We start from the raw sequence: 25,381 nt of genomic DNA on the forward strand, positions 1-25,381 counted from the left end.
CGGCGCCGCCGATGCGGCGTCCGGCAGTCTGAACGAGAGTACTGAGTGAACGTTTTCTTCGAGGAATCGGGCAGTTTCAAGGCGGGCAGCGTGCTGTCGCGCCAGGGCGACGCATTTCAGGTCGAGTTGCCCGGCGGGCGGCGTGCGAAGGTGCGCGCGAAAGACGTGCTGATCGAATTCGACAAGCCGGCCGCGGGCGAACTGATGCAGGAGGCCGACACGGCCGCGCAGCAGATCGATCTGGATTTCCTGTGGGAATGCGCGCCGGCCGACGAGTTCGCGTATACGGCGCTGGCCGAGGAGTACTTCGGCGCGGCGTACGGCCCGGTCGAGCGCGCGGCGCTGGTGCTGCGGCTGCACGGCTCGCCCGTCTACTTCCGCCGCAAGGGGCGCGGCCAGTACCAGCGCGCGCCGGAAGAGCAGCTCAAGATGGCGCTTGCGTCGCTCGAGCGCAAGCGCCAGCAGGCGCTCGTCCAGGCGCAGTATGAAGAGGAGCTGAAGGCCGGCAAGCTGCCGGAAGCGTTCGCGGGCAAGGTGCTCGGGCTGCTGACGCGGCCGGACAAGAACGCGATCGAATACAAGGCAATGGAAGCGGCCGCCGGCGCGCGCGGCGTGTCGCCGGCGCGGCTGATGCTCGACTGCGGCGGCATCGCGTCGCCGCGTGCGCTGCACGAGGCGCGCTTCCTCGCGGAATTCTTCCCGCACGGCACGGGCTTTCCGCCCGTCACGGTCGGCGCGCTGCCGGACGACCTGCCGCGCGCGAACGTCGAGGCGTTCTCGATCGACGACATCACGACGACCGAAATCGACGATGCGTTCTCGGTCGAACACCTGTCCGACGGCCGCGTGCGGATCGGCGTGCACATCGCGGCGCCGGCGCTCGGCATCGTGCGCGGCGACGCGATCGACGCGATCGCGCGCACGCGCCTGTCGACCGTCTACATGCCGGGCGACAAGATCACGATGCTGCCGGACGACGTCGTCGACGTGTTCACGCTGAAGGAGGGCGATTACCGCCCGGCGCTGTCGCTGTACATCATCGTCAACCGCGAAACGCAGGACATCGTCGCGAACGAGACGCGCGCCGAACTCGTGTTCGTGAAGAACAACCTGCGTCACAACACGCTCGACGAGCTCGTCAACGAAGAGACGCTCGCGGCCGGCACCGGCGACTACCCGCACAAGGACGACATCGCCGTGCTGTGGCCGCTCGCGCAGGCGCTGTTCGAGAAGCGCCAGCTCGCGCGCGCGGGCTACGGCCTGAAGCGCGAAGTGCAGCGCAACACCGACTACAACTTCTACGTCGAAGGCGAGCACGTGTCGATCACGCCGCGCCGCCGCGGTTCGCCGCTCGACCTGATCGTGTCCGAGCTCGCGATCCTCGCGAACTCGACCTGGGGCGCGTTCCTGCACGATCATACGGTGCCCGGCATCTACCGCTCGCAGCGCGGCTTCGGCGCGCCGGGCCCGAAGCGCACGCGGATGCAGACGACGGCCGCGCCGCACGAAGGCCTCGGCGTGCCGCAGTACGCATGGAGCACGTCGCCGCTGCGCCGCTACGTCGACCTCGTGAATCAGTGGCAACTGCTCGCATGCGTGCAGCATGGCGTCACCGCCAAGCTCGCCGCGCCGTTCAAGCCGAAGGACGCCGACCTGTACGCGGTCGTGCAGGGCTTCGACGACACCTATACCGCGTACGCCGACTACCAGCGCCGGATGGAATATTTCTGGTGCCTGCGCTGGCTCGCGCAGGAGCAGAAGAAGCACGTCGTCGCGAGCGTCGTGAAGGGCGATCTCGTGCGCCTCGAGGAAATTCCGCTGCTGCTGCACGTGCCGGGGCTCGGCGTGCATGCGCGCGGCACGCGCGTGCTGCTCGACGTGATGTCGCTCGACGAGCTGACGATCGAGGCATCGGTGCGGCTGCTGAACGTGCTCGATGCGCCGACCGTGACCAGCGGCGATGCGGCCGAGGAAGAGGATGATGCCGAAGGCGGCGACGACACGCTGATCGACGCGGAAGACGCCACGGCGGAAACCGAGGCGGAAGCGCTGGCCGAAGCGGACGGTGCGGCGGCAGGTGCGGGCGGCGAAGCCGCGAGCGGCAACGACGGCGACGAGGGGCGCGCATCATGAACGCGGTTGCGTCGACGAGCGGCGCCGACCGCTACGTGGTGTTCGGCAACCCGGTGGCGCACAGCAAGTCGCCGTTCATCCACGCGCAGTTCGCAGCGCAGACCGGCGAGGCGATCGAGTACGCGCACCGGCTCGCGCCGGTCGACGGTTTCGAAGCGGCCGTGCGCGCGTTCGTTGCCGAAGGCGGTCGCGGCGCGAACGTGACGGTGCCGTTCAAGCTCGAAGCGCATGCGCTCGCCGACACGCTGTCGCCGCGCGCGGCGGCGGCGGGCGCGGTGAACACGCTGCGCATCGAAGCCGACGGACGCATCCACGGCGACAACACCGATGGCGTTGGTCTGGTGCGCGACATCGAAGCGAACCTCGGCGTGTCGCTCGCGGGCGCACGCATCCTGCTGCTCGGCGCGGGCGGCGCCGCGCGCGGTGTCGTGCTGCCGTTGCTCGAGCGCGCGCCGCTGTCGATCACGATCGTGAACCGCACCGCCAGCAAGGCCGAGGCGCTCGTCGGCCAGTTCATGCAGGCCGCGCACGATGCGGGCTGCACGCTCGCGGGCGGCGGCCCCGACGTGGTACGCGCGGAGCCGTACGACGTGATCGTCAATGCGACGGCCGGCAGCCTCGATGCCGCGCTGCCGGCGTGCGACGCGGCCGCATTCGGCGCGGGCACGCTGGCGTACGACATGATGTACGGCGCGCAGCCGACCGTGTTCATGCAGCATGCGGCGTCGCTCGGTGCACGCACGGCCGACGGGCTCGGGATGCTCGTCGAGCAGGCGGCCGAATCGTTCTTTATCTGGCGCGGCGTGCGGCCGGACGGTGCACCGGTACTTGCCGCGCTGCGCCAGGCGCTCGCGGCGAGCTGAACGGAGCGCGGCACGTGGTGGCGGTAAGCAGCACGCAGCGCACGCGGACGGTGAGCCCGGCCCGCTGGATCGTCTACGCGGGTGCGGTGTTCGCGGGCGCGTGGCTCGCGACGCAGTTGTTCTACCTCGCGCAGATTGCGCTGTGGTCGTTCGTGAACCCGGGTTCGACCGCATTCATGCGCACCGACGCGTGGTGGCTGTCGCGCGACAAGCCGCCCGCGCGGATCCAGCACCAGTGGGTGCCGTACGACCAGATCTCGCGCAACCTGAAGCGCGCGCTGATCGCATCCGAAGACTCGACCTTCGCGACCAACAACGGCTACGACGTCGACGCGATCCTGCAGGCGTGGGAGAAGAACAAGGCGCGCGGCCGGATCGTCGCGGGCGGTTCGACGATCACGCAGCAGCTCGCGCGCAACCTGTTCCTGTCGCGCGAGAAGAGCTATATCCGCAAGGGGCAGGAGCTCATCATCACGTGGATGCTCGAAACGGTGCTCGACAAGGAGCGGATCTTCGAAATCTACCTGAATTCCGTCGAATGGGGCCGCGGCGTGTACGGCGCCGAAGCGGCCGCGCGCTATTACTACAGGATTCCCGCGAGCCGGCTCGGCGCGTGGCAGTCGGCGCGTCTCGCGGTGATGCTGCCGAAGCCGCGCTGGTTCGACGCGCATCGCGGCTCGGCCTACCAGGCACAGCGCGCGGCCATCATCGCCCGCCGGATGGGCGCGGCCGCGCTTCCGCAATCGGAGTGAGCGGCGCGCTCGCGCCGCCGCATTGTCCGTTCTGCCGTCAATGCGCCATTGGTGCGCGATTGGTGCGCCGCAGCGCATTCGCGTCGCGCGCATTTCGGGCCACATCCTTTAGACGAATTCGTCTATTTCGCTTTGCTGAGCAATGCCGGCGACCGCGCGATTTTGTTGGCCGATAGGGCGCGAAATCCGCGCTTTTTTAGTATTCCCGGGTAAACGCGAAAGGCGTTGAAAGCGGCGCGAAATGCAACGTTTCGCGAACCGAAGCATTCCTGAAAGGTGTGCGCCGCACCGGCCGCCGGCCAAATATTTCAAAATTTTTCAAAGCCGATGTGCTCGCGTATATTGGCCAGCGCCTCGGCTTATCGGCCGCAATCGAGGCGGGGGGCGGCTTATCCGGCTGCTCGACACAAAAAACATCCGAGAGAAGGAAAGCAACGATGCCAGCGAGCAAAGCGAAGCTGTTGTTGGGGGTGGTTTTTTCTTCGCTGATTCTGACGGCCTGCAACGACGACGTGACATCGTCCGCCGCTGCCAGCGCCGACAACTCAGCCGATCCCGCCAGTCAGGTGGACAGGGCGTACAACGATCCGAACAGTTATTCGTCGAGCGCGAACGCGTCGCTCGACGCATCCGCCGCGGTCGAAAAGGCCGCCGTCACGCATCACCAGATCACGCTGAACGGCAAGACGATCCGCTACACGGCCACGGCCGGCCACCTCGTCGCGCGCAATCCGCAGACGGGCGCGCCCGAGGCATCGTTCTTCTACGTGGCCTACACGGCCGACAACCAGCCCGCGGCGAAGCGGCCCGTCACGTTCCTGTACAACGGCGGCCCCGGTTCGGCATCGGTGTGGCTGCACCTCGGCTCGTTCGGCCCGCGGCGGGTCCAGACGGGCGACCCGAACGCGAACGCGTCGACGTTCCCGTTCGTCGACAACCAGGAAAGCCTGCTCGACACGACCGACCTCGTGTTCGTCGACGCGATCGGCACCGGCTTTTCCGAAGCGATCGCGCCGAACACGAACCAGACGTTCTGGGGCGTCGACCAGGACGCCGGCGCGTTCCGCGATTTCGTGACGCGCTACCTGACCGTGAACCAGCGCAACGATTCGCCGAAATACCTGTTCGGCGAGTCGTACGGCACGCCGCGCACCGACGTGCTCGCGAACCTGCTCGAGACGGCCGGCGTGAAGCTTGCCGGCATCGTGCTGCAGTCGTCGATCCTGAACTACAACACGAACTGCGACATGGCGAGCGACTATATCGGCAACTCGAACAACGGGTCGAGCCCGGTGAGCTGCGCGGGCTTCGCGCCGTCCTACGGCACCGTCGGTGCGTATTACCAGCTCGACAATCCGAACCCGTCGAACCTGCCGCAGTATGCGGACCAGATGCGCGTGCTGACGGCCGGCAGCTACGCGCCCGCCGTGAACGCGTACCTGGCGAGCCATACGCCGCCGCCGCCGAGTCTCGTCACGACGATGGCGAACTCGACCGGCGTGAAGCAGGCGCTGTGGAACGCGGACTTCAACGTGATCCCGACCTTCTTCGACAACAGCTTCCAGCTGTCGCTGATCCCGGGCACGCTGATCGGCCGCTACGACGCGCGCGTGAACGTGCCGGTGTCGAGCCCGCTGGCGGCGGACGGCGATCCGTCGAGCACGTTCATCACGAAGCCGTTCACCGACACGATCGGCAGCTACCTGCCGAACGAGCTGAAGTACACCGCGCAGTCGGCCTACTCGTTGAGCAGCAATGCGATCAACACGTGGGACTGGACGCACGACGGCCTCGCGATGCCCGACACGATCCCCGATCTGGCCGCTGCGCTGACGTTGAATCCGTCGTTGAAGGTGCTGTCGCTGAACGGGTATCACGACATCGCGACGCCGTTCTACCAGACCGAGCTCGACCTCGCGCGGCTCGGGACGCAACCGAACCTGACGATCAAGGACTATCAGGGCGGCCACATGGTCTATCTCGACGATACGTCGCGTCCGCAGGAGAAAGCCGATCTCGTGACTTTCTACAACGCGGCCGCGCACTGATGCTGCGCCGGGCCGGCGACAGGCGCCCCCGGCGGCGCCTCGCCTGCCGTCGACGACCTCATTCCAGACTGGAGCCTGATATGAAGAATCGTTTCATCGTCGTTGCCGCGGCGCTCGCATGCGCCGCCGCTGCAGCATCCGTATCCGCGTTCGCGCAGGCGAGCGACGCCGCCGCACCGGCGCGTGCGCGCCAGGCGCAACTCGGCGATCCGTACGTGCCGCCGGCCGCGCGCAAGCCGACCGCCGGCACGCAGACGACGGGCGCCGCGCTGCATGCGCAGGTGGTGCGCAAGCTCGCGCGGCAGTTCGACTCGGCCGATACGCAGAGCACGGGTTCGATCACCGAGGCGCAGGCGCGCGCGGCCGGGCTCGGTTATGTCGCGAACCACTTCCGGCAGATCGATTCGGGCGGCAGCGGCCGCGTGTCGTTCGCCGACGTGCAGCGCTACATGCAGGCACGCAGCACGAGCCAGCAGTAAGCGCGGTACGTAGTGAACAAACGGGGGCGGAACCTGCTGCGCGGCGGGTTCCGCCCCCGTGCACATGGCGTTGCCGTCGCGCCATGCGCGCAGCGTACCTCGTCTGAATTCTCATTATCTGGACAACGCATTCAAATATTGGAGACGAGTGCGTGCGCTCCTACAATCCGAAGCACATCGACAGCTTCGGACCCACGCATCGCGCGGCGCCCGACGCACACGGAGACATATTCCATGAAGTTCGCCGGGCGCTTTACTCGGTGCATCGACCGCCGCCACGCCGCAGCACCGGACGCAGTTCCGGCGCCGCGCGAGCGGCTTCACCGATTCCGTTGAAGAAGCCCGCCCCATGACCAAGATGCCCGTATCCCTTGCCCTCGACGCCCGGCGTGCGACGCCGGACGACGGGTCGCTGACCGACAGCATCGGCGCGACCAGCACGCCGCTCGATCTCGCCGCGCAGCAGGCCGGCACGCAGACGCTGCTGCGCGGTCTCGCGATCCTCGAGGCGATCGCGAACGGCGCGCGCGACATGCGCGCGATCGGCGCCGCGCTCGGCACGACACGCAGCACGACGCACCGTCTTGTCAGCAGCCTCGTGCAGGCGCGCTACCTGCGCCAGGTGCAGGGCGGCTACCTGCTCGGCCCGAAGCTGATCGAGCTCGGCACGATCGCGCTCGAGCAGATGCCGCTCACCGCGGTGGCGCGGCCGCATCTCGAAGCGCTCGCGGAAGCGACGCTCGACACGATCCATCTCGGCGTGCGCGACGGCGACGACGTGCTGTACATCGACAAGATTCCCGGCACGCGAGGCCTCGAGATGCGCTCGCGCGTCGGCCACCGGATGCCGCTCGCATCGACGGGCATCGGCAAGGCGATGATGCTCGACCTCGATCCCGACCTGTGGCGCTCGCTGTTCGAGGCCGCGCGGCGCGCGCTGGCCGGCGTCACTTTCAAGCCCGACAACCGGCCGGAGACGAGTGCGTTCCTGCAGCGCATGGCCCATTACGCGGCCGGCGGCTATACGTTCGACCTCGAGGAGAACGAGGCGTCGATCCGCTGCGTGGCCGCGCCGATCCGCGACGCATCGGGTGCGATCGTCGCGGCCGTGTCGGTCGCGAGCACGATTCCGTACATGCCGCATGACCGGATGGACGAACTGATTCCTCTCGTGCAGCGCGAAGCGCGAGCCATTTCCGCGGAACTGGGCTGGAGCCCGCCGCAGGGTACCCGCAGGATCAAACGATGACGACTTCGATCCGGGCCGTTCCGGTTGCCAGCTCCGCCACCCCGTCGCTGATCGCGCTCGACTGGGGCACGACGTCGCTGCGCGCGTATCTGTACGACGCGCACGGCGCGCTCATCGACACGCGCAGCCGCGCGGCAGGTGTCATGCACGTGCCGGGCGGCGGCGCGCGCGCGTTCGATGCGGTGTTCGAGGACGCCTGCGGCGACTGGCTCGACCGCACGCCCGGGCTGCCGGTACTCGCCGCCGGGATGGTCGGCAGCGCGCAGGGCTGGCGCGAGGCGCCGTACGTTGCGGTGCCGGCCGGCGCCGACGCGCTTGCCGCGGGTCTCATTACAGTGACGACGTCGCGCGGCGCGACGGTATCGATCGTGCCGGGCGTGATCGCGACGGGCGAATTGCCCGACGTGATGCGCGGCGAAGAAACGCAGATATTCGGTGCGCTCGCGAGCGATCCCATGCTTGACGCCGATCGTTCAGGGCTACTGATCGGCTTGCCGGGCACCCATGCGAAATGGGCATGGGTGAAGGACGGGCTGATCGAACGCTTCCAGACCTTCATGACGGGCGAGCTGTTCGCGGCGCTGCGCGACCACACGATCCTCGGCCGCACGATGCGCGCGGGCGCGTCGCCCGATCGCGCGGCGTTCGCGCGCGGCGTGTCGGTCGCGCGCGGCGCGCAGCGCACAGGGCTGCTCGCGACGATTTTCAGCACGCGCACGCTCGGCCTGACCGACCGGCTCGCGCCCGACGCGCAGGGCGACTACCTGTCCGGCCTGCTGATCGGCCATGAACTCAATGCGCTCGACGCGATGCTCGCGGAGCGCGGCATCGCGCTCGCGGACCAGCCGCTGCTGCTGATCGGCGACGACGTCTTGTGCGCACGCTACGTCGATGCGCTCCGCGTATTCGGCCACACGCACGCGCGGGTCGTCGCGCATGCGACCGAGCGCGGCCTGTGGCGGATCGCGGCGCGCGCCGGGCTCGTGCGCGCGGACGGCGAGCCTGTCCTGGCCGACCAATGAACCGATTGCAGAGGAACCCAGTCATGCCGTCCGACCTTACGTTGCCCGCACCGTACACGCCCCACGCCGCACTGATGCGCGCGTTCGACGCGTGCCCGCTGATCGCGATCCTGCGCGGGATCACGCCAGCCGACGCGGCCGACCACGGGCATGCGCTGTACGAAGCCGGTTTCCGGATCGTCGAGGTGCCGCTCAACTCGCCGGATCCGTTCGACAGCATCGCGAAGCTGCGGCGCGCGCTGCCCGACGATGCGATCGTCGGCGCGGGCACCGTGCTGCGCGCCGAGTACGTCGATCGCGTGCAGGACGCGGGCGGCGCGCTGATCGTGATGCCGCACAGCGACGCGGCCGTGATACGCCGCGCACGCGAGCGCGGCCTCGCGAGCGCGCCGGGCGTCGCGACGCCGACCGAAGCGTTCGCTGCGCTCGCGAACGGCGCCGACGTGCTGAAGATGTTCCCGGCCGAGCAGCTCGGCGTGACGGTCGTGAAGGCATGGCGCGCGGTGATCGACCGCGCGGTGCCGCTGATCCCGGTCGGCGGAATTTCGCCGGACAACATGCAGCCGTTCCTCGCGGCCGGCGCGAACGGCTTCGGGCTCGGCTCGGCGCTGTACCGGCCCGGCCAGGCGGCCGACGCGACCGCGGCGAACGCGCGCGCGTTCCAGGCCGGATTGCGCGTCGCGCGCGGCGGAGCCGCATGATGGGCCGCCTCGCGGGCAAGGTCGCGATGGTGACGGGCGCGGGCCGCGGAATCGGCGCCGCGATCGCCCGTGCGTTCGTGCGCGAAGGCGCGGCCGTCACGCTCGTCGATCTCGACTTCCCGCAGGCGCAGCACACGGCCGCCGCGATCGCGCACGACGTCGACGGCGCGCGCGTGCTGCCGCTGCAAGCGGACGTCACACGGCAGGAGGCGGTGCGCGATGCGCTCGCGCAGGCCGAAGCGGCATTCGGCCCGCTCGACGTGCTCGTGAACAACGCGGGCATCAACGTGTTCGCCGATCCGCTGACGATGACCGACGACGACTGGCGTCGCTGCTTCGCGGTCGATCTCGACGGCGTGTGGCACGGCTGCCGCGCGGCGCTGGAAGGCATGGTCGAACGCGGCCGCGGCAGCATCGTGAACATCGCGTCGACGCATGCGTTCCGGATCATCCCGGGCTGCTTTCCGTACCCGGTCGCGAAACACGGCGTGCTGGGTCTCACGCGCGCGCTCGGCATCGAATACGCGGCGCGCAACGTGCGCGTGAACGCGATCGCGCCGGGCTACATCGAGACGCAGCTCACGCGCGACTGGTGGGACGCGCAGCCCGATCCCGCCGCGGCGCGCGCCGAGACGCTCGCGCTGCAGCCGATGAAGCGGATCGGCCGGCCCGACGAGGTCGCGATGACGGCCGTGTTCCTGGCGTCCGACGAGGCGCCGTTCATCAATGCCGCGTGCATCACCGTCGACGGCGGGCGCGCGGCGCTGTATCACGACTGACGCAACGATTCGAAAGACCGCACGTGCGACGGCCGCGCGCACGCTGCGTCGAAACCAACAAGCGGCTGCATCCTGTTCGATGAAAACAAGGAGACACTGGAGATGAAACGCAGAACGTTCGTAACGCTGGCCGCGGCAGCCGCGGTGGTGATGGGTAGCCCGGTTGCGCACGCGGCCGACCCGGTCAAGATCGGCTTTCTGGTGAAGCAGCCGGAAGAGCCGTGGTTCCAGGACGAGTGGAAGTTCGCCGAGATGGCGGCGAAGGAAAAGGGCTTCACGCTCGTGAAGATCGGCGCGCCGTCGGGCGAAAAGGTGATGAGCGCGATCGACAACCTGTCCGCGCAGAAGGCGCAGGGCTTCATCATCTGCACGCCCGACGTGAAGCTCGGGCCGGGCATCGTCGCGAAGGCGAAGTCGCACAACCTGAAGATGATGACGGTCGATGACCGCCTCGTCGACGGCGCGGGCAAGCCGATCGAAGCGGTGCCGCACATGGGGATCTCCGCGTACAACATCGGCAAGCAGGTCGGCGACGGCATCGCGGCCGAGATCAAGAAGCGCGGCTGGAACGTGAAGGAGGTCGGCGCGATCGACATCACCTACGAGCAGCTGCCGACCGCGCACGACCGCACGAGCGGCGCGACCGACGCGCTGGTGGCCGCCGGTTTTCCGAAGGCGAACGTGATCGCGGCGCCGCAGGCGAAGACCGACACCGAGAACGCGTTCAACGCGGCGAACATCGCGCTCACGAAGAACCCGCAGTTCAAGCACTGGGTCGCGTACGGCCTGAACGACGAGGCCGTGCTCGGCGCGGTGCGCGCGGCCGAAGGGCGCGGCTTCAAGTCGGACAACATGATCGGCATCGGCATCGGCGGTTCCGATTCGGCGCTGAACGAGTTCAAGAAGCCGCAGCCGACGGGCTTCTACGGCACCGTGATCATCAGCCCGAAGCGCCACGGCGAGGAAACCTCGGACCTGATGTACTCGTGGATCACGCAAGGCAAGGCACCGCCGGCGCTGACGCTGACGACGGGCATGCTCGCGACGCGCGACAACGTGTCGAAGGTGCGCGAGGAGATGGGGCTCGCGTCGAAGTAAGCGGCCCGCCGGCTGCCGCGGCGATGCGGCGGCCGGCGGTCGATCGATCAGGAAGTAGGAGACGACGTGTCAGCGGCACTGCGTTTTGACAATATCGGCAAGGTATTTCCCGGCGTGCGCGCACTCGACGGCATTTCGTTCGACGTGCATGCGGGCGAGGTGCATGGCCTGATGGGCGAGAACGGCGCGGGCAAGTCGACGCTGCTGAAGATTCTCGGCGGCGAATACCAGCCCGATGCGGGCAGCGTGTTGGTCGACGGTCGGCCCGTGCAGTTCGCGAGTGCGGCCGCGTCGATCGCGGCCGGCATCGCGGTGATCCACCAGGAGCTGCAGTACGTGCCCGACCTGACGGTCGCGGAAAACCTGCTGCTCGGCCGCCTGCCGAACGCGTTCGGCTGGGTGAAAAAGCGCGAGGCGAAGCGCTACGTGCGCGAGCGGCTCGCCGCGATGGGCGTCGATCTCGATCCCGACGCGAAGCTCGGGCGGCTGTCGATCGCGCAGCGGCAGATGGTCGAGATCTGCAAGGCGCTGATGCGCAATGCGCGCGTGATCGCGCTCGACGAACCGACGAGTTCGCTGTCGCATCGCGAGACCGAGGTGCTGTTCAAGCTCGTCGACGACCTGCGTGCACAGGGCCGCGCGCTGATCTACATCTCGCACCGGATGGACGAGATCTACCGGCTGTGCGATGCGTGCACGATCTTCCGCGACGGGCGCAAGATCGCGTCGCACGATGCGCTGGCCGACGTGCCGCGCGAGAGGCTCGTCGCCGAGATGGTCGGCCGCGAGATTTCGGACATCTACCATTACGCGCCGCGCGCGCTCGGCGACGTGCGGTTCTCCGCCGAAGGCGTCGACGGCCCGGCGCTGCGCGAACCCGCGAGCTTCTCGGTGCGCGCGGGCGAGATCGTCGGTTTCTTCGGGCTGGTCGGCGCGGGCCGCAGCGAACTGATGCGGCTCGTGTACGGCGCGGACCGCCGGCGCGCGGGCGTGCTGACGCTCGACGGCGCGCGCATCGACGTGAAGCGCACCGGCGACGCGATTCGCCACGGCATCGTGCTGTGCCCCGAGGACCGCAAGGAAGAAGGGATCATCGCGATCGCGTCGGTCGCGGAGAACATCAACATCAGCTGCCGCCGCCATTCGCTGCGCGCAGGGCTGTTCATCGACCGCAAGACCGAAAGCGAAACGGCCGACCGCTTCATCCAGCGGCTGAAGATCAAGACGCCGAACCGGCGGCAGAAGATCCGCTTCCTGTCCGGCGGCAACCAGCAGAAGGCGATCCTGTCGCGCTGGCTCGCGGAGCCCGACCTGAAGGTCGTGATCCTCGACGAGCCGACGCGCGGGATCGACGTCGGCGCGAAGCACGAGATCTACGACGTGATCTACCGGCTCGCGGAGCGCGGCTGCGCGATCGTGATGGTGTCGTCGGAACTGCCGGAAGTGCTCGGCGTGTCCGATCGCATCGTCGTGATGCGCGAAGGCCGGATCGCAGGCGAGCTGCCGCGCGAACGGGCGAACGAGCACGCGGTGCTGAACCTCGCGCTGCCGCAGACGAGCGCCGCCCAGGCGGCCTGACGCGGCGCACGACATTCGAATCGACCAGGCGCGGCGTGGGCCGCGCGATGCAGGAGCAGGAGACACAATCATGCAAGTCAGGGAAAACCTCGCCGGCGCAGCCGTGAAGCAGTCGGCCGACGCGCTGGTTCCACAGCAAAGCGACCGGCAGAAGTGGTGGCAGCACCTCACCGAGTACAGCCTCATCGCGATCTTCGCGGTGATGTTCATCACGATGTCGCTGACGGTCGATCACTTCTTCTCGATCGACAACATGCTCGGCCTCGCGCTGTCGATCTCGCAGATCGGCATGGTCGCGTGCACGATGATGTTCTGTCTCGCGTCGCGCGACTTCGACCTGTCGATCGGCTCGACCGTCGCGTTCTCGGGCGTGCTGTGCGCGATGGTGCTGAACGCGACCGACAACACGTTCGTCGCGATCGTCGCGGCGGTCGCGGCCGGCGCCGCGATCGGCTTCGTGAACGGCGCGGTGATCGCGTACCTGCGCATCAACGCGCTGATCACGACGCTCGCGACGATGGAGATCGTGCGTGGGCTCGGCTTCATCGTATCGAAGGGGCAGGCGGTCGGCGTGTCGTCGGACACGTTCATCGCGCTCGGCGGGTTGTCGCTGTTCGGCGTATCGCTGCCGATCTGGGTCACGCTGCTGTGCTTCATCGCGTTCGGCGTGCTGCTGAACCAGACCGTGTACGGCCGCAACACGCTCGCGATCGGCGGCAACCCCGAGGCGTCGCGGCTCGCGGGGATCAACGTCGAACGCACGCGCGTATACATCTTCCTGATCCAGGGCGCGGTGACCGCGCTCGCGGGCGTGATCCTCGCGTCGCGCATCACGTCGGGCCAGCCGAACGCCGCGCAGGGATTCGAGCTGAACGTGATCTCCGCTTGCGTGCTCGGCGGCGTGTCGCTGATGGGCGGCCGCGCGACGATCTCGGGCGTCGTGATCGGCGTGCTGATCATGGGTACCGTCGAGAACGTGATGAACCTGCTGAACATCGATGCGTTCTACCAGTACCTGGTGCGCGGCGCGATCCTGCTCGCGGCCGTGCTGCTCGACCAGCTGAAGAACCGCGGCGTACGCGACTGACCTGATTTCACGGAGACGAACCGCATGACCATCGACACTTCCGCGCACGACCCGCACGCCGCGAGCCATGCGCGCTTTGCGCGATACCCGAGCCTCGAGGATCGCGCGGTGCTGATCACGGGCGGCGCGACCGGCATCGGCGCGTCGTTCGTCGAGCACTTCGTGCGGCAGGGCGCGCGCGTCGCGTTCGTCGACCTCGATGCGGCCGCGGGCACCGCGCTGGCGGAAAGCCTCGCGCATGCGCCGCACGTACGCCACGCGCCGCTGTTCATCCAGTGCGACCTGACCGACATCGACGCGCTGCGTCATGCAATCGACGCGATCCGCGCGCGCATCGGCGCGATCGCGGTGCTCGTGAACAACGCGGCGAACGACGCGCGCCACGCGATCGGCGACGTGACGCCCGAGTCGTTCGACGCGGGCATCGCGGTGAACCTGCGCCACCAGTTCTTCGCCGCGCAGGCGGTGATCGACGACATGAAGCAGCACGGCGGCGGCGCGATCGTCAATCTAGGCTCGATCAGCTGGATGCTGAAAAACGGCGGCTATCCCGTCTACGTGATGGCGAAGGCCGCGGTGCAGGGCCTGACGCGCGGCCTCGCACGCGACCTCGGCCCGTTCGGCATCCGCGTGAACTCGCTGGTGCCCGGCTGGGTGATGACAGACAAGCAGCGCCGGCTGTGGCTCGACGACGCGGGCCGTGCGGCGATCAAGGCCGGCCAGTGTCTCGACGCCGAACTGCTGCCCGCCGACCTCGCGCGGATGGCGCTGTTCCTCGCGTCCGACGACAGCCGGATGATCACCGCGCAGGACGTGATCGTCGACGGCGGCTGGGCCTGACCGTTCGCACCGACCCGCATCGCTTCTTCGACGAAGGAAAGGAGCTCATCATGACCGCCACGTCCTCGCGCGCATCGTCGTCCACGAGCCAGTCGCGCCGCGCCCGCCTGGCCGCCGCCGCGCAGCCGGTCAGCCCCGGCCCGCAGACGGCCGCATTCGCGCAGGGCGTGGGCGCCGCGCATGCGGCGGCCGTATCGCTGTCGAATGCGTCGCTGCGGCTCGACGTGCTGCCGCATCTGGGCGGCGGCATCGCACGCTTCGACTGGCGCGGCGACAACGGTGCGCTGGTGCCGGTGTTTCGCCGCTGCGAGCATCCGGAGACGGCGACGGACCCGAACGAGCTCGCGTGTTATCCGCTGCTGCCTTACTCGAACCGGATCGGCGGCGCGCGCTTCGAATGCGACGGGCGCAAGGTCGCGGTGCCGCGCAACCGGCGCGACGAGCCGCTGCCGATCCACGGCGACGGCTGGCTCGCGCCGTGGCAGGTGGACGATGCGACCGACACGACGCTGCAACTGTCGCTCGATCGCGCGGGTGGCGCGCCGTATGCGTTCCGCGCGATCCAGTCGTTCGAACTCGACGACACGACGCTGTCGATCGCGCTGACGATCGAGAACGCGGGGCGCGCCCGGCTGCCGTTCGGGCTCGGCGTGCATCCGTTCCTCGTGCGCGACGCGGTGACCGAGCTGGCCGCGGCGGCCGGCGGGCTGTGGCTGTCGGGCGCCGATTTCCTGCCGGTGCGGCACGTGAGCGTGCCGCCGGCCTGGCAGTTCGGCGTCGCGTATCCGCTGCCGGGGGCGCTCGTCAATCACGCGTTCACCGGCTGGGGCGGCCACGCGACGGTGAGCTGGCCGCGCCGCCGGCTTTCGCTGACCGTCGCGGCCGACGCCGACGCGTACGTGCTCTATACGCCGCCCGGCGAGGATTTTTTCTGCTTCGAGCCGGTCGATCATCCGATCAATGCGGTGAACCTGCCGGGCGGCGCGGCCGCGCACGGAATGACGCTGCTCGCGCCGGGCGAGCGGCTCACGAGGCGTTTCGCGTTCACCGTCGGGCGCGCCGATGCGCGCGGCAACGCCGCGACTCGCGAGGCGCGCCGGAGACGCGGGTAAAATACGCGGTCTACCAACGGTTTGCCGCGAGTACCCGCCATGTCTTCCCCGCTTACTTTCATCGAATCGCTGCGCGCCGCGTGGCAGCGCACGAATTCGCTGCTGTGCGTCGGCCTCGATCCCGAGCCGTCGCGCTTTCCCGTGCAGTTCGACGGCCAGCCCGACGCGATCTTCGAATTCTGCCGGCAGATCGTCGACGCGACCGCGCAGTACGCGAGCGCGTTCAAGCCGCAGATCGCCTATTTCGCCGCGCATCGCGCGGAAGACCAGCTCGAACGGCTGATCGCGCACATCCACCTCCAGCATCCGGGCCTGCCCGTGATCCTCGACGCGAAGCGCGGCGACATCGGCAGCACGGCCGAGCAGTACGCGCGCGAGGCGTTCGAGCGCTATCGCGCGGACGCGGTCACGGTGAACCCGTACATGGGCTACGACTCGGTCGAGCCGTACTTCGAGCACGAAGGCAAGGGCGTGATCGTGCTGTGCCGCACGTCGAACCCGGGCGGCTCGGACCTGCAGTTTCTGGAGACCGGAGGCCGGCCGCTGTACCAGGTCGTCGCGGATCTCGCGGCGAACAAGTGGAACGCGAGGAACGGCCAGCTCGGCCTCGTGGTCGGCGCGACGTTCCCGAAGGAAATCGAGATCGTGCGCGGGATCGTCGGCGACATGCCGCTGCTGATCCCCGGCATCGGTGCGCAGGGCGGCGACGTGCAGGCGACCGTCAACGCCGGCCGCACGGCCGACGGCACGGGCATGATGATCAACTCGTCGCGCGCGATCCTGTACGCGAGCAACGGCGAGGATTTCGCCGAAGCCGCGGCGCTCGCCGCGCAGAAGACCCGCGATACGATCAACGCGCATCGCTGAAACGCTCCGGCCGCCCCTCCGGGCGGCCGACTTCGGCAGGCCCGAACCGGCGGGCCGGTGCCGCTTTCCCGCTCAACTTTCCCGCTTCGTCCGCTTGTCGGCTCAGCGTTCGCGCTCGTCGAGCAGTTTCAGCAGCCCGCGCAGCGCATGCACGGCCGCCTGCGTGCGGATCTGTTCGCGGTCGCCCTTGAACACGAGCGTTTCGACGTCGGTATGGAGCCGGTTGCTCCAGCCGAACGACACGGTGCCGACCGGCTTTTTCTCGCTGCCGCCCGCCGGGCCCGCGATGCCCGTGACGGACAGCGCGACCTGCGCGCGGCTGTTGCGCAGCGCGCCTTCGGCCATCGCGCGCGCGACGGGCTCGCTGACGGCGCCGTGCTTGTCGATCAGGTCGGGCGGCACGCCGATCATGTCGATCTTGGCCTGGTTCGAATACGTGACGAAGCCGCGCTCGAACCACTGGCTGCTGCCGGAGATGTCGGTGATCGCCGCGGCGATCATGCCGCCGGTGCAGGATTCGGCGGTGGCGAGCGTCAGGTGCTCGTCACGCAGCTTGTTGCCTGCGCGGATCGCAAGCTGGTGGACGACGGAATCGGTTGGCATGCGCGTCGGGAAACGAGAGTCGGGAAATCGGTCAGCCGACGACGGAGCGCCACAGGGCGATCACGAGCAGCGTCATGAACGCGGCGACCAGGTCGTCGATCATGATGCCGAGCCCGCCTTTCAGGCGACGGTCGAAATAGCGGATCGGCGGCGGCTTGAGCATGTCGAAGAAGCGGAACGCGACGAACGCCCACAACTGGCCGATGAAGGTCGCCGGCGTGACGAACAGCATCACGAGCCAGATCGCGACGATCTCGTCCCAGACGACGGCGCCCGGATCGGACGTGCCCATCTTCCTCGCGGTGAAACCGGTGATCCACGTGCCCGCCGCGAAGCCGGCCGCGATCAGCATCCACCATTCGGGTACCGTCAGGTAGCGGCTCAGCACGACGAACGTGAGCCAGCCGAGCAGCGAACCGAACGTGCCGGGCATGATCGGCGCGAGCCCGCTGCCGAAGCCGAGCGACACGAGGTGCGCCGGGTGCGACAGCATGAAGCGCGCGCTCGCGCGCTTCGGGGCATTCCCGTTCGGTGCGGCGCCGGGTTCGGCCGCGGCGTGCGCGGGCGTCGGGTCAGTCTGCATGGAAGTGGTCGAAGCCGTGCAACGTGAGAGCCAGGGGCGCGCCGGCGGCGTCGCGCCACGCGATCGCGGGCCGCTCCGACGGCGCGGACAACGCGCGTATTGTACCGATTCGCGTGACCGGCACGCCGGCCGTCGCGCCGGCCGCTTCGACCGCCGCGCGGGCGGCAGCCGGTGCCGTGAAGCACAGCTCGTAGTCGTCGCCGCCCGCCAGCGTGCAGCGGCGCTGCACGTCGGGCGGCAGCGTCGCGAGCGCGGCCGAGCGCGGTACCGCGTCGGCGTCGATCTCGGCGCGAACGTTCGAGCGTGCCAGGATGTGCTGCAGGTCGCCGGCGAGGCCGTCGGAGAGGTCGAGCGCCGCGTGCGCGACCCCCGCGAGCGCGAGGCCGAGCGCGACGCGCGGTTCGGGGCGCTCGAGCGCGTGCCGGAACGCGGCCGCTTCGTTCGCGCCGGCCGCCCATTCGCCGCGTGCGACGCCGAGGCCGGCGCGCGCGTCGCCGAGCGTGCCGGACACCCAGACGTCGTCGCCGTCGCGCGCGGCATCGCGCCGCAGCGCCGCGTCGGGCGCGACTTCGCCGAATACGGTCACGCACAGGTTCAGCGGCCCGCTTGTCGTGTCGCCGCCGACCAGCTCGCAGCCGAATCGCTCGGCGAGCGCGAACAGCCCGTTGCTGAACGCCTCGAGCCACGCCGCGTCGGCGCGCGGCAGCGCGCACGCGAGCGTGAACGCGCGCGGCTCGGCGCCCATCGCCGCGAGGTCGGACAGGTTGACCGCGAGCGTCTTGTGGCCGAGCGCGTCGGGCGCGACGTCGGGGAAGAAGTGGCGGCCCTCGACCAGCATGTCCGTCGAAATGGCCAGCAATTTCCCGGATCGAGGTGCGATCAGCGCGCAATCGTCGCCGATGCCGAGCGTCGACGCGCGTGCGCCCTGTGCCGCGCGGCGCGCGAAGAAGCGATCGATCAGCGAAAACTCGGAGAGGGCGGCTGGCACGGCGGGCGGATCCGATACGGTTCAGGGAACGGCATTGTACGAGGCGAACGGCGGCGTTCCTGCACCGTTCGGTTCATTTTTGTCGCGGCTGTCGCACCCGAATCGCCGGTCTGGCGGCCTTCGATTGGCGCTACAATGCCGTCGAACAGTTATTCTAATCCGCCCGTCACGAGACACATGTCCACCCAAGCCTCCTCCAAAGCCAAGCTCCGCGAAGCCGCCCTCGACTATCACGAATTCCCGACCCCCGGGAAGATCGCGATCGCTCCGACCAAGCAGATGATCAACCAGCGCGACCTCGCGCTCGCGTATTCGCCGGGCGTGGCGTATGCGTGCGAGGAGATCGTCGAGAACCCGCTCAACGCTGCGCGTTTCACCGCGCGCAGCAACCTGGTCGGCGTCGTCACGAACGGCACGGCGGTGCTCGGTCTAGGCAACATCGGCCCGCTCGCGTCGAAGCCGGTGATGGAAGGCAAGGCCGTGCTGTTCAAGAAGTTCGCCGGCATCGACGTATTCGACATCGAGCTGAACGAGTCGGATCCGCACAAGCTCGTCGACGTGATCGCCGCGCTGGAGCCGACCTTCGGCGGGATCAACCTGGAAGACATCAAGGCGCCGGACTGCTTCATCGTCGAGCGCGAAGCGCGCAAGCGGATGAAGATCCCGGTGTTCCACGACGACCAGCACGGCACCGCGATCGTCGTGGCCGCGGCCGTCACGAACGGCCTGAAGGTCGTCGGCAAGGACATCAAGAAGGTGAAGCTCGTCGCGTCCGGCGCGGGCGCGGCCGCGCTTGCGTGCCTCGACCTGCTGGTCGACATCGGCCTGCCGATCGAGAACATCCTGGTGACCGACCTGGCCGGCGTCGTCTACAAGGGCCGCACCGAACTGATGGACCCGGACAAGGAGCGTTTCGCACGAGAAACCGAAGCGCGGACGCTGGCCGAAGTGATCGAAGGCGCGGACATCTTCCTCGGCCTGTCGGCCGCGGGCGTGCTGAAGCAGGAGATGGTGAAGGGCATGGCCGAGCGCCCGCTGATCCTCGCGCTCGCGAACCCGACGCCGGAAATCCTGCCGGAACTCGCGCTCGAAGTGCGCCCGGACGCGGTGCTGGCCACGGGCCGCACCGACTACCCGAACCAGGTCAACAACGTCCTGTGCTTCCCGTTCATCTTCCGCGGCGCGCTCGACGTCGGCGCGACGACGATCACGCGTGAAATGGAGATCGCGGCCGTCAATGCGATCGCCGAGCTCGCGCAGCAGGAACAGAGCGACATCGTCGCGACCGCGTACGGCATCCAGGACCTGTCGTTCGGCCCCGAATACCTGATTCCGAAGCCGTTCGACCCGCGCCTGATCGTGAAGATCGCGCCGGCCGTCGCGCAGGCCGCGATGGACGGCGGCGTCGCGACGCGTCCGATCGAGGACATGGAGGCGTACCGCGTCCATCTCCAGCAGTTCGTGTATCACAGCGGCACGACGATGAAGCCGATCTTCCAGATCGCGCGCAGCGCGCCGGCGGAGAAGAAGCGCGTCGTGTTCGCGGAAGGCGAAGAAGAGCGCGTGTTGCGTGCCGTTCAGATCATCGTCGACGAAAAGCTCGCGACGCCGATCCTGATCGGCCGGCCCTCGGTGATCGAGCACCGTATCCAGCGCTACGGCCTGCGCCTGAATCCGGGTGTCGACTTCACGGTTGTCAACACCGAGCACGACGAGCGCTACCGCGACTTCTGGCAGTCGTACCACAAGCTGATGGCGCGCAAGGGCATCAGCGAGCAGCTCGCGCGCGTCGAGATGCGCCGCCGCACGACGCTGATCGGCGCGATGCTGGTGAAGCGGGGCGAAGCGGACGGGATGATCTGCGGCACGATCAGCACGACGCACCGCCACCTGCACTTCATCGACCAGGTGATCGGCAAGCGCGCCGGCTGCAGCGTCTATGCGGCGATGAACGGCCTCGTGCTGCCGGGCCGCCAGATCTTCCTCGTCGATACGCACGTCAACGTCGATCCGACCCCGGCGCAGCTTGCCGAGATCACGATCATGGCGGCTGAAGAAGTGCGCCGCTTCGGCATCGAGCCGAAGGTCGCGCTGCTGTCGCATTCGAATTTCGGCACGAGCAACGCGCCTTCGGCGCAGAAGATGCGCGATACGCTCGCGATCCTGCATGAAACCGCGCCTGACCTGAAGGTCGACGGCGAGATGCACGGCGACGTCGCGCTCGACGCGGCGCTGCGCAAGGAAATCCTGCCGGAATCGACGCTGGAAGGCGACGCGAACCTGCTGATCCTGCCGAACATCGACGCCGCGAACATCGCGTACAACCTGCTGAAGACGGCCGCCGGCAACAACATCGCGATCGGGCCGATCCTGCTGGGTGCTGCCCAGCCGGTGCACGTGCTGACCGAATCGGCGACCGTTCGCCGCATCGTCAACATGGCGGCGCTGCTGGTCGCCGACGTGAACGCCGCGCGCTGAGCGAAAACGAACGCGCCAGGCCGGTCGAACCGGCGTGGCGCGTCGGGCGAAATTGTAAACAAAAGCAAAAAGAGGCGTGCCCGCAATGGGCACGCCGTCGGGCAGGGCGCAAACGCGCTTCCCTCAAAGCAACAGCAGCATCTCTCCACTCCGGGTAGCGAGCGTGGCAAGGAGGCAGGGTCTTGCCATACGAGAGATGCCGCCCGCATTTTATCGTATGTAAGATAAATGTAGTGTGATTTCGGTAAGAAATACGTCAATCCGCGCGTCGTCGGGCTTTCGATTCCCAAACGGACATTGATTCGCGCGGACAATAACGCTACGCTAACGCCTTTGTTGGTCGTCAACTACTTGATTTAACAGCGGGAACCCTGGTTCATGGCACGCAAGTGGCTCCGCAACGGCGCGCTCGCGTCCGTCTTCGCGATGTTCGCGATGGGTATCGTCGGCACGCCGACGGGCAGTCTGGTTTCCGCCGCTTACGCACGGGAGGCCGTTTCGGCCGACGTGGCCGCCAGCGGGCTCGATACGATCCCGACCGCCCGTCTTCCGCGCGAGGCCGTGACCACGCTGGGCCTGATCGGCGCCGGCGGCCCCTATCCGTACGAGAAAGACGGCGTCGTGTTCGGCAACCGCGAGCGGATTTTGCCGAAGGCGAAGCGCGGCTACTACCATGAGTACACGGTGCCGACGCCGCGTGCCCGCAATCGCGGCGCGCGCCGGATCGTCTGTGGCGGGCCATTGCGCCGGATCGACAACTGTTATTACACGGGCGACCACTACAACAGTTTTAAACGTATTGTTGAATGACTTCGGGACGAATGGCATGAGCGACTCCATCTACGCGCACGATTCGGCGGCGGCGGAACTGTTCGCGGCCGGCGACGGCAATCTGTTTCAGCGCGTGATTCAATTGAACGCGGCGGCACAGGCCGTCGGCGCGCCGGAGCAACAGGAAGCCGAGCCCGGGCTTTCATCGAACGAGGAGCCTATGAGCCTTTTCACGACCGTGCGACCCAATCTCGTGCAGTCGATCCGCGCGTTCCGCGTGCAGGATCTCGCCGACGAAGCCGGTCGGCTCGGCCAGCACTTCCTGTACGCGTATTGCGGCGCCGCGCAGTCGAAGCAGGAAGTGATGGAAACGATCGCGACGTCGTTCCTGTTCCCGAAGCATTTCGGGAAGAACTACGACGCGCTGTACGACTGCCTGACCGACCTCGTCGCGAAGGCCGGCGCGCAGCCCGGTTTCGTGATCGTCCTCGAAGGGCTGCCGATCGCGCAGAAGTTCGACAAGGAAGGGCGCGAGACGCTGCTCGACGTGTTCCGCGAGGCGGCCGAGTTCTGGGCCGAGCGCAAGGTCGCGTTCCGCGTGTTCTACTCGTTCGCGTAAGCGCGAATCGGCCCGCGGCTCTGCGCGGCCGGCCCGGCGAAAAGCCCGCCTCGAGCGGGCTTTTTTACGTGTGCGCGGCGCATACAGGCCGGCACGGCATGAACGCGGCAATCCGTGCCGCGTCATTCTTCAGGCGACCGTTGCCAGGCAAGGCGATCTTCTCCGGCATGGCGCAGGTCTTGGACGCGGCGCCGGTGACGCGCCCCGTGACGGTCAAGATCGACCTCTACAGCCTGGACGGAGGCTGGGCAACCGGAAGCCCGCAAGACGTGCTGAGCCCGGTTCTCGATTTCGATGCCGCACGGATCGTCGAGCGACAAGCCGCGATAAGCCGCAGCGTGGAAACACGCGCATTCCTGCCGTGACGCAGGCCGCACATCGCGCCGCGGCAGGGTGACGTGTGGGCCGGGAAGTGTCGTGCCGCCTCGCGGCGGCACGCCCATTTCGTCACCATCCGCCCCAGCGCGCTGCCAATGCCGCGAGCACGGCCGCGCCGGCCGTCTCGGTGCGCAGCACGCGGGGCCCAAGCGACAGCGCGGTGAAGCCGCGCGCGCGGGCCGCGTTTTCCTCGTCGGGCGACAGTCCGCCTTCGGGGCCGATCAGCAGCGTGACGGGCGCTCCGGGCGGCGTGTCGGGCAGCGACGCGAACGGGATGCTCGCGCGCGGCGACAGCAGCAGCCGAAGTTCGCCGTCGGCCGGCGCGGCCGGCAGCGTATCGAGCCACGCGTTGAAGCCGAATACCGGCGCGACCTCGGGCAAGCGGTTGCGCCCGCACTGTTCGCACGACGCGCGCACGACGCCGCGCCAGTGCGCGACGCGCTTGTCCGCGCGTTCGCCGGCGAGCTTCACGACGCCGCGCGCGGTCGACAGCGGCACGATCGCCGCGACGCCGAGCTCGACGGCCTTCTCGATCACCCAGTCCATCTTGTCGCCGCCGGCGATCCCTTGTGCGAGCGTCACGCGATAGGGCGGCTCGGCCTCGGCCGGTTCGAACGCATCGATCTGCGCGAGCGCGCTGCGCTTGTCGATCTCGACGAGCCGCGCGCGGTATTGGCCGCCCGTGCCGTCGAACAGCGCGAGCACGTCGCCGGGCTGCAGGCGCAGCACCTGAGCGTGGCGCGCGACGTCGGCCGGCAGCGCGAGCGTGGCGTCGGCGCGCAGTGCCGCATCGACGAAAAAGCGCGGCACGGCCGCGGTGGTGGTGGCTTCGTTCATGCGTGTGGCGGTTTCGGTCATGCGTCGAGGCGGCGCGCGAGCGCCCAGCGGTAGCCGTCGAGATCCTCGATCTGCGCGAACCGGTCGCCCCAGAACTGGTCCTGCGGCGCGCTCAGCGATTTCGCGCCCGCGTCGAGCGCGCGCTGCCAGGTTGCGTCGACATCGTCGACGTACAGATAGAACGACTGCGGTGCGGTGGCGTGCGCGCTTTTCGGCGTGAGCGCGATCGAGCCGAATGCGCCTTCGGGTGCGAACATCACGATCAGCCGGCCGTGATAGGCCATCTCGACGTGCATGATCGCGCCGTCCTCGTCGTGCACGTCGCGCAGCTCGAAGCCGAATGCGGCCTTGAAGAAATCGATGGCCGCGCGCGCGTTGCGTACGGCCAGATAGGGCGTCAACCAAGGCACGTTGGCCGGACGTGGATCGGTCATCGGTCATTCTCCTGCGTGGGGGGAAAGCGGAACGGCTCGGCCGCCCGGACGCTCAGCGGCGAGCGCCCAGTGTATCGCGCAGCGCGTGCGGCAGGGCAAAGAGGGACGGATGCAGCCGCGCGTCGTAGTAGCGCAAGCCCTGGACGTGGCGCGCGGCGAGCCGTTCGTCGATGTCGTGCGCGAACAGCGCGGCCGCATCGAGCGTGTCGCTCGCGATCGCCATCAGCCACTGCGAGCCGTACAGCGGCACGTGCGCGGACAGCGGATCGACGACCGCGAAGCTCGCGCGCAGGTCGTCGAGCAGCGCGGCGATGCGCGCGGCGTGGAACACCGGCGAGCCGAGATGCATCGAGATCGCGCCGCACGGCGTGAGAATCCGCTTGAGCCGCGCGTAGAACGCGCGCGTATAGAGGCCGGCCGCCGGCGAATCGGGCGGCGTGAGGTCGAACACGACGAGATCGAAATGCTCGACGGTCGACTCGACGAAATGCGCGGCGTCGCCGATCACGACCTCGACGCGCGGGTCGTCGAGCGCGCCCTGGTGCACGTCGTCGAGATAACGACGCGCCATCCCGACCACCTCGTCGTCGAGCTCGGCGATCACGATCCGCTCGATGCACGCGTGCTTGAGCAACTGGCGCGCCGCGCCGCCGTCGCCGCCGCCGAGCACGAGCGCCTTCTTCGGCGACGGATGCGCGAGCGCGGCCGGGTGCGTCATGCACTCGTGATAGACGTACTCGTCGCCGACCGACGTCATCGGCCGGCCGTCCAGCGTAAACAGCCGGCCGAGCTGCGGGGTTTCCCAGACTTCGATCTGCTGGTGCGGGGACGCGACGCGCGCGAGCCGCCGAGCATTCGGGAAGCCGTAGGTGGCGTCGGGCGCAGGGTGAAAGAGTAGTGTGGTGCTCACGGGCGGGCCGCTAAGGGCAGTCGGTTCTGACGTCTGAATTATAGGAGGCGCGCGGTTTGACGGAAAACCGTGCCGGAACACCGCGCGCCGACAAGGGAAATGTCGGCCCATCTGTTAAAATGACGAGCTTTGCAGCCCCGTCCGTAGGCTCCGTCCGCTTCGCGTCCGTCAG

General features: G+C 68.4%; 25 protein-coding genes. 19 read left to right on the forward strand and 6 right to left on the reverse strand.

Annotated elements, in window-relative coordinates:
* Positions 1-45: 45 nt before the first annotated feature.
* From FPJ27_RS21930 to pyrF, 15 genes are all read left to right on the forward strand, one after another.
* The gene (locus tag FPJ27_RS21930) at positions 46-2,133 is read left to right on the forward strand and encodes an RNB domain-containing ribonuclease (protein ID WP_204425728.1); all 2,088 of its coding nucleotides are present in this window, start codon (positions 46-48) and stop codon (positions 2,131-2,133) included.
* On the forward strand, positions 2,130-2,996 hold the full coding sequence (gene aroE / locus FPJ27_RS21935) for a shikimate dehydrogenase (protein ID WP_204425731.1): 867 nt from the start codon (positions 2,130-2,132) through the stop codon (positions 2,994-2,996). Before FPJ27_RS21930 ends, aroE begins: the two co-directional genes overlap by 4 nt.
* 14 nt (positions 2,997-3,010) lie before the next feature.
* Complete coding sequence (gene mtgA, locus FPJ27_RS21940) at positions 3,011-3,748, forward strand: monofunctional biosynthetic peptidoglycan transglycosylase (RefSeq protein WP_204425733.1); 738 nt, start codon at positions 3,011-3,013, stop codon at positions 3,746-3,748.
* A gap of 437 nt (positions 3,749-4,185) precedes the next feature.
* The gene (locus tag FPJ27_RS21945; RefSeq protein WP_204425735.1) at positions 4,186-5,796 is read left to right on the forward strand and encodes a peptidase S10; all 1,611 of its coding nucleotides are present in this window, start codon (positions 4,186-4,188) and stop codon (positions 5,794-5,796) included.
* 80 nt (positions 5,797-5,876) lie between these two features.
* Positions 5,877-6,275 (forward strand): EF-hand domain-containing protein, encoded by a 399-nt coding sequence (locus FPJ27_RS21950; RefSeq protein WP_072436355.1) that lies wholly within the window; start codon positions 5,877-5,879, stop codon positions 6,273-6,275.
* 349 nt (positions 6,276-6,624) lie between these two features.
* Positions 6,625-7,524 carry an IclR family transcriptional regulator gene (locus FPJ27_RS21955; RefSeq protein WP_204425737.1) on the forward strand — a complete coding sequence of 300 codons (900 nt, stop codon included), beginning with the start codon at positions 6,625-6,627 and terminating at the stop codon, positions 7,522-7,524.
* On the forward strand, positions 7,521-8,546 hold the full coding sequence (locus FPJ27_RS21960; RefSeq protein ID WP_072436353.1) for a 2-dehydro-3-deoxygalactonokinase: 1,026 nt from the start codon (positions 7,521-7,523) through the stop codon (positions 8,544-8,546). Before FPJ27_RS21955 ends, FPJ27_RS21960 begins: the two co-directional genes overlap by 4 nt.
* Positions 8,547-8,569: 23 nt before the next feature.
* Positions 8,570-9,247, forward strand: a complete 678-nt coding sequence (locus FPJ27_RS21965) for a 2-dehydro-3-deoxy-6-phosphogalactonate aldolase (RefSeq protein WP_034182689.1) — start codon at positions 8,570-8,572, stop codon at positions 9,245-9,247.
* A complete protein-coding gene (locus FPJ27_RS21970; RefSeq protein WP_204426339.1) occupies positions 9,247-10,026 on the forward strand; it encodes an SDR family oxidoreductase in 780 nt (259 codons plus the stop codon). The genes FPJ27_RS21965 and FPJ27_RS21970 overlap by 1 nt, the downstream gene beginning before the upstream one ends.
* 102 nt (positions 10,027-10,128) lie before the next feature.
* Entirely contained in the window at positions 10,129-11,124 is a 996-nt protein-coding gene (locus FPJ27_RS21975) for an arabinose ABC transporter substrate-binding protein (RefSeq protein WP_034182691.1), read from the forward strand.
* Positions 11,125-11,190: 66 nt separating this feature from the next.
* Positions 11,191-12,702, forward strand: coding sequence for an L-arabinose ABC transporter ATP-binding protein AraG (gene araG, locus FPJ27_RS21980; RefSeq protein ID WP_204425739.1), 1,512 nt, complete (start codon positions 11,191-11,193; stop codon positions 12,700-12,702).
* A gap of 70 nt (positions 12,703-12,772) precedes the next feature.
* Entirely contained in the window at positions 12,773-13,789 is a 1,017-nt protein-coding gene (araH, locus tag FPJ27_RS21985; RefSeq protein WP_072436350.1) for an L-arabinose ABC transporter permease AraH, read from the forward strand.
* 24 nt (positions 13,790-13,813) lie between these two features.
* The gene (locus FPJ27_RS21990; RefSeq protein WP_204425741.1) at positions 13,814-14,629 is read left to right on the forward strand and encodes an SDR family oxidoreductase; all 816 of its coding nucleotides are present in this window, start codon (positions 13,814-13,816) and stop codon (positions 14,627-14,629) included.
* A gap of 50 nt (positions 14,630-14,679) precedes the next feature.
* A complete protein-coding gene (locus FPJ27_RS21995) occupies positions 14,680-15,741 on the forward strand; it encodes an aldose 1-epimerase (RefSeq protein ID WP_204425743.1) in 1,062 nt (353 codons plus the stop codon).
* 39 nt (positions 15,742-15,780) lie between these two features.
* Positions 15,781-16,608, forward strand: coding sequence for an orotidine-5'-phosphate decarboxylase (gene pyrF, locus FPJ27_RS22000; protein WP_174420938.1), 828 nt, complete (start codon positions 15,781-15,783; stop codon positions 16,606-16,608).
* Between the two features lie 102 nt (positions 16,609-16,710).
* On the opposite strand, the gene FPJ27_RS22005 is transcribed toward pyrF, so the two are convergent.
* From FPJ27_RS22005 to thiL, 3 genes are read right to left on the reverse strand one after another with little or no spacing between them, the layout of a single operon-like run.
* Positions 16,711-17,211, reverse strand: a complete 501-nt coding sequence (locus FPJ27_RS22005; protein ID WP_072436346.1) for a CinA family protein — start codon at positions 17,209-17,211, stop codon at positions 16,711-16,713.
* 31 nt (positions 17,212-17,242) lie between these two features.
* Positions 17,243-17,794, reverse strand: coding sequence for a phosphatidylglycerophosphatase A (locus tag FPJ27_RS22010; RefSeq protein WP_204425745.1), 552 nt, complete (start codon positions 17,792-17,794; stop codon positions 17,243-17,245).
* Positions 17,784-18,782 carry a thiamine-phosphate kinase gene (thiL, locus tag FPJ27_RS22015; protein ID WP_072436344.1) on the reverse strand — a complete coding sequence of 333 codons (999 nt, stop codon included), beginning with the start codon at positions 18,780-18,782 and terminating at the stop codon, positions 17,784-17,786. The genes FPJ27_RS22010 and thiL overlap by 11 nt, the downstream gene beginning before the upstream one ends.
* Positions 18,783-18,959: 177 nt before the next feature.
* On the opposite strand from thiL, the gene FPJ27_RS22020 reads away from it, so the two are divergent.
* From FPJ27_RS22020 to FPJ27_RS22035, 4 genes are all read left to right on the forward strand, one after another.
* Complete coding sequence (locus FPJ27_RS22020) at positions 18,960-21,260, forward strand: NADP-dependent malic enzyme (protein ID WP_072436343.1); 2,301 nt, start codon at positions 18,960-18,962, stop codon at positions 21,258-21,260.
* A gap of 378 nt (positions 21,261-21,638) precedes the next feature.
* Positions 21,639-22,070 carry a ribonuclease gene (locus tag FPJ27_RS22025; protein ID WP_034182701.1) on the forward strand — a complete coding sequence of 144 codons (432 nt, stop codon included), beginning with the start codon at positions 21,639-21,641 and terminating at the stop codon, positions 22,068-22,070.
* 16 nt (positions 22,071-22,086) lie between these two features.
* Entirely contained in the window at positions 22,087-22,650 is a 564-nt protein-coding gene (locus FPJ27_RS22030) for a barstar family protein (RefSeq protein ID WP_027783519.1), read from the forward strand.
* Positions 22,651-22,748: 98 nt separating this feature from the next.
* Positions 22,749-23,015: a hypothetical protein gene (locus tag FPJ27_RS22035; RefSeq protein ID WP_239483367.1), complete on the forward strand. Its 267-nt coding sequence runs from the start codon at positions 22,749-22,751 to the stop codon at positions 23,013-23,015.
* An 82-nt stretch (positions 23,016-23,097) separates the two neighbouring features.
* Here the strand turns inward: FPJ27_RS22035 and FPJ27_RS22040 are convergent, their stop codons facing one another.
* From FPJ27_RS22040 to speE, 3 genes are read right to left on the reverse strand one after another with little or no spacing between them, the layout of a single operon-like run.
* Positions 23,098-23,865: a 16S rRNA (uracil(1498)-N(3))-methyltransferase gene (locus FPJ27_RS22040; protein ID WP_204425747.1), complete on the reverse strand. Its 768-nt coding sequence runs from the start codon at positions 23,863-23,865 to the stop codon at positions 23,098-23,100.
* 17 nt (positions 23,866-23,882) lie between these two features.
* A complete protein-coding gene (locus tag FPJ27_RS22045) occupies positions 23,883-24,299 on the reverse strand; it encodes a VOC family protein (protein ID WP_072436342.1) in 417 nt (138 codons plus the stop codon).
* 52 nt (positions 24,300-24,351) lie between these two features.
* A complete protein-coding gene (gene speE / locus FPJ27_RS22050) occupies positions 24,352-25,209 on the reverse strand; it encodes a polyamine aminopropyltransferase (protein ID WP_072436341.1) in 858 nt (285 codons plus the stop codon).
* Between the last annotated feature and the right edge of the window lie 172 nt (positions 25,210-25,381).

This window comes from Burkholderia sp. MS455, assembly GCF_016899445.1.
GTDB lineage: Bacteria > Pseudomonadota > Gammaproteobacteria > Burkholderiales > Burkholderiaceae > Burkholderia > Burkholderia pyrrocinia_C.

Coding starts and splice junctions, on each gene's coding strand:
- aroE (WP_204425731.1), top strand. CDS start 2,130: ATGAACGCGGTTGCGTCGACGAGCGGCGCCGACCGCTACGTGGTGTTC.
- FPJ27_RS21945 (WP_204425735.1), top strand. CDS start 4,186: ATGCCAGCGAGCAAAGCGAAGCTGTTGTTGGGGGTGGTTTTTTCTTCG.
- FPJ27_RS21950 (WP_072436355.1), top strand. CDS start 5,877: ATGAAGAATCGTTTCATCGTCGTTGCCGCGGCGCTCGCATGCGCCGCC.
- FPJ27_RS21955 (WP_204425737.1), top strand. CDS start 6,625: ATGACCAAGATGCCCGTATCCCTTGCCCTCGACGCCCGGCGTGCGACG.
- FPJ27_RS21960 (WP_072436353.1), top strand. CDS start 7,521: ATGACGACTTCGATCCGGGCCGTTCCGGTTGCCAGCTCCGCCACCCCG.
- FPJ27_RS21965 (WP_034182689.1), top strand. CDS start 8,570: ATGCCGTCCGACCTTACGTTGCCCGCACCGTACACGCCCCACGCCGCA.
- FPJ27_RS21970 (WP_204426339.1), top strand. CDS start 9,247: ATGGGCCGCCTCGCGGGCAAGGTCGCGATGGTGACGGGCGCGGGCCGC.
- FPJ27_RS21975 (WP_034182691.1), top strand. CDS start 10,129: ATGAAACGCAGAACGTTCGTAACGCTGGCCGCGGCAGCCGCGGTGGTG.
- araH (WP_072436350.1), top strand. CDS start 12,773: ATGCAAGTCAGGGAAAACCTCGCCGGCGCAGCCGTGAAGCAGTCGGCC.
- FPJ27_RS21990 (WP_204425741.1), top strand. CDS start 13,814: ATGACCATCGACACTTCCGCGCACGACCCGCACGCCGCGAGCCATGCG.
- FPJ27_RS21995 (WP_204425743.1), top strand. CDS start 14,680: ATGACCGCCACGTCCTCGCGCGCATCGTCGTCCACGAGCCAGTCGCGC.
- pyrF (WP_174420938.1), top strand. CDS start 15,781: ATGTCTTCCCCGCTTACTTTCATCGAATCGCTGCGCGCCGCGTGGCAG.
- FPJ27_RS22005 (WP_072436346.1), bottom strand. CDS start 17,211: ATGCCAACCGATTCCGTCGTCCACCAGCTTGCGATCCGCGCAGGCAAC.
- FPJ27_RS22010 (WP_204425745.1), bottom strand. CDS start 17,794: ATGCAGACTGACCCGACGCCCGCGCACGCCGCGGCCGAACCCGGCGCC.
- FPJ27_RS22020 (WP_072436343.1), top strand. CDS start 18,960: ATGTCCACCCAAGCCTCCTCCAAAGCCAAGCTCCGCGAAGCCGCCCTC.
- FPJ27_RS22025 (WP_034182701.1), top strand. CDS start 21,639: ATGGCACGCAAGTGGCTCCGCAACGGCGCGCTCGCGTCCGTCTTCGCG.
- FPJ27_RS22030 (WP_027783519.1), top strand. CDS start 22,087: ATGAGCGACTCCATCTACGCGCACGATTCGGCGGCGGCGGAACTGTTC.
- FPJ27_RS22035 (WP_239483367.1), top strand. CDS start 22,749: ATGAACGCGGCAATCCGTGCCGCGTCATTCTTCAGGCGACCGTTGCCA.
- FPJ27_RS22040 (WP_204425747.1), bottom strand. CDS start 23,865: ATGAACGAAGCCACCACCACCGCGGCCGTGCCGCGCTTTTTCGTCGAT.
- FPJ27_RS22045 (WP_072436342.1), bottom strand. CDS start 24,299: ATGACCGATCCACGTCCGGCCAACGTGCCTTGGTTGACGCCCTATCTG.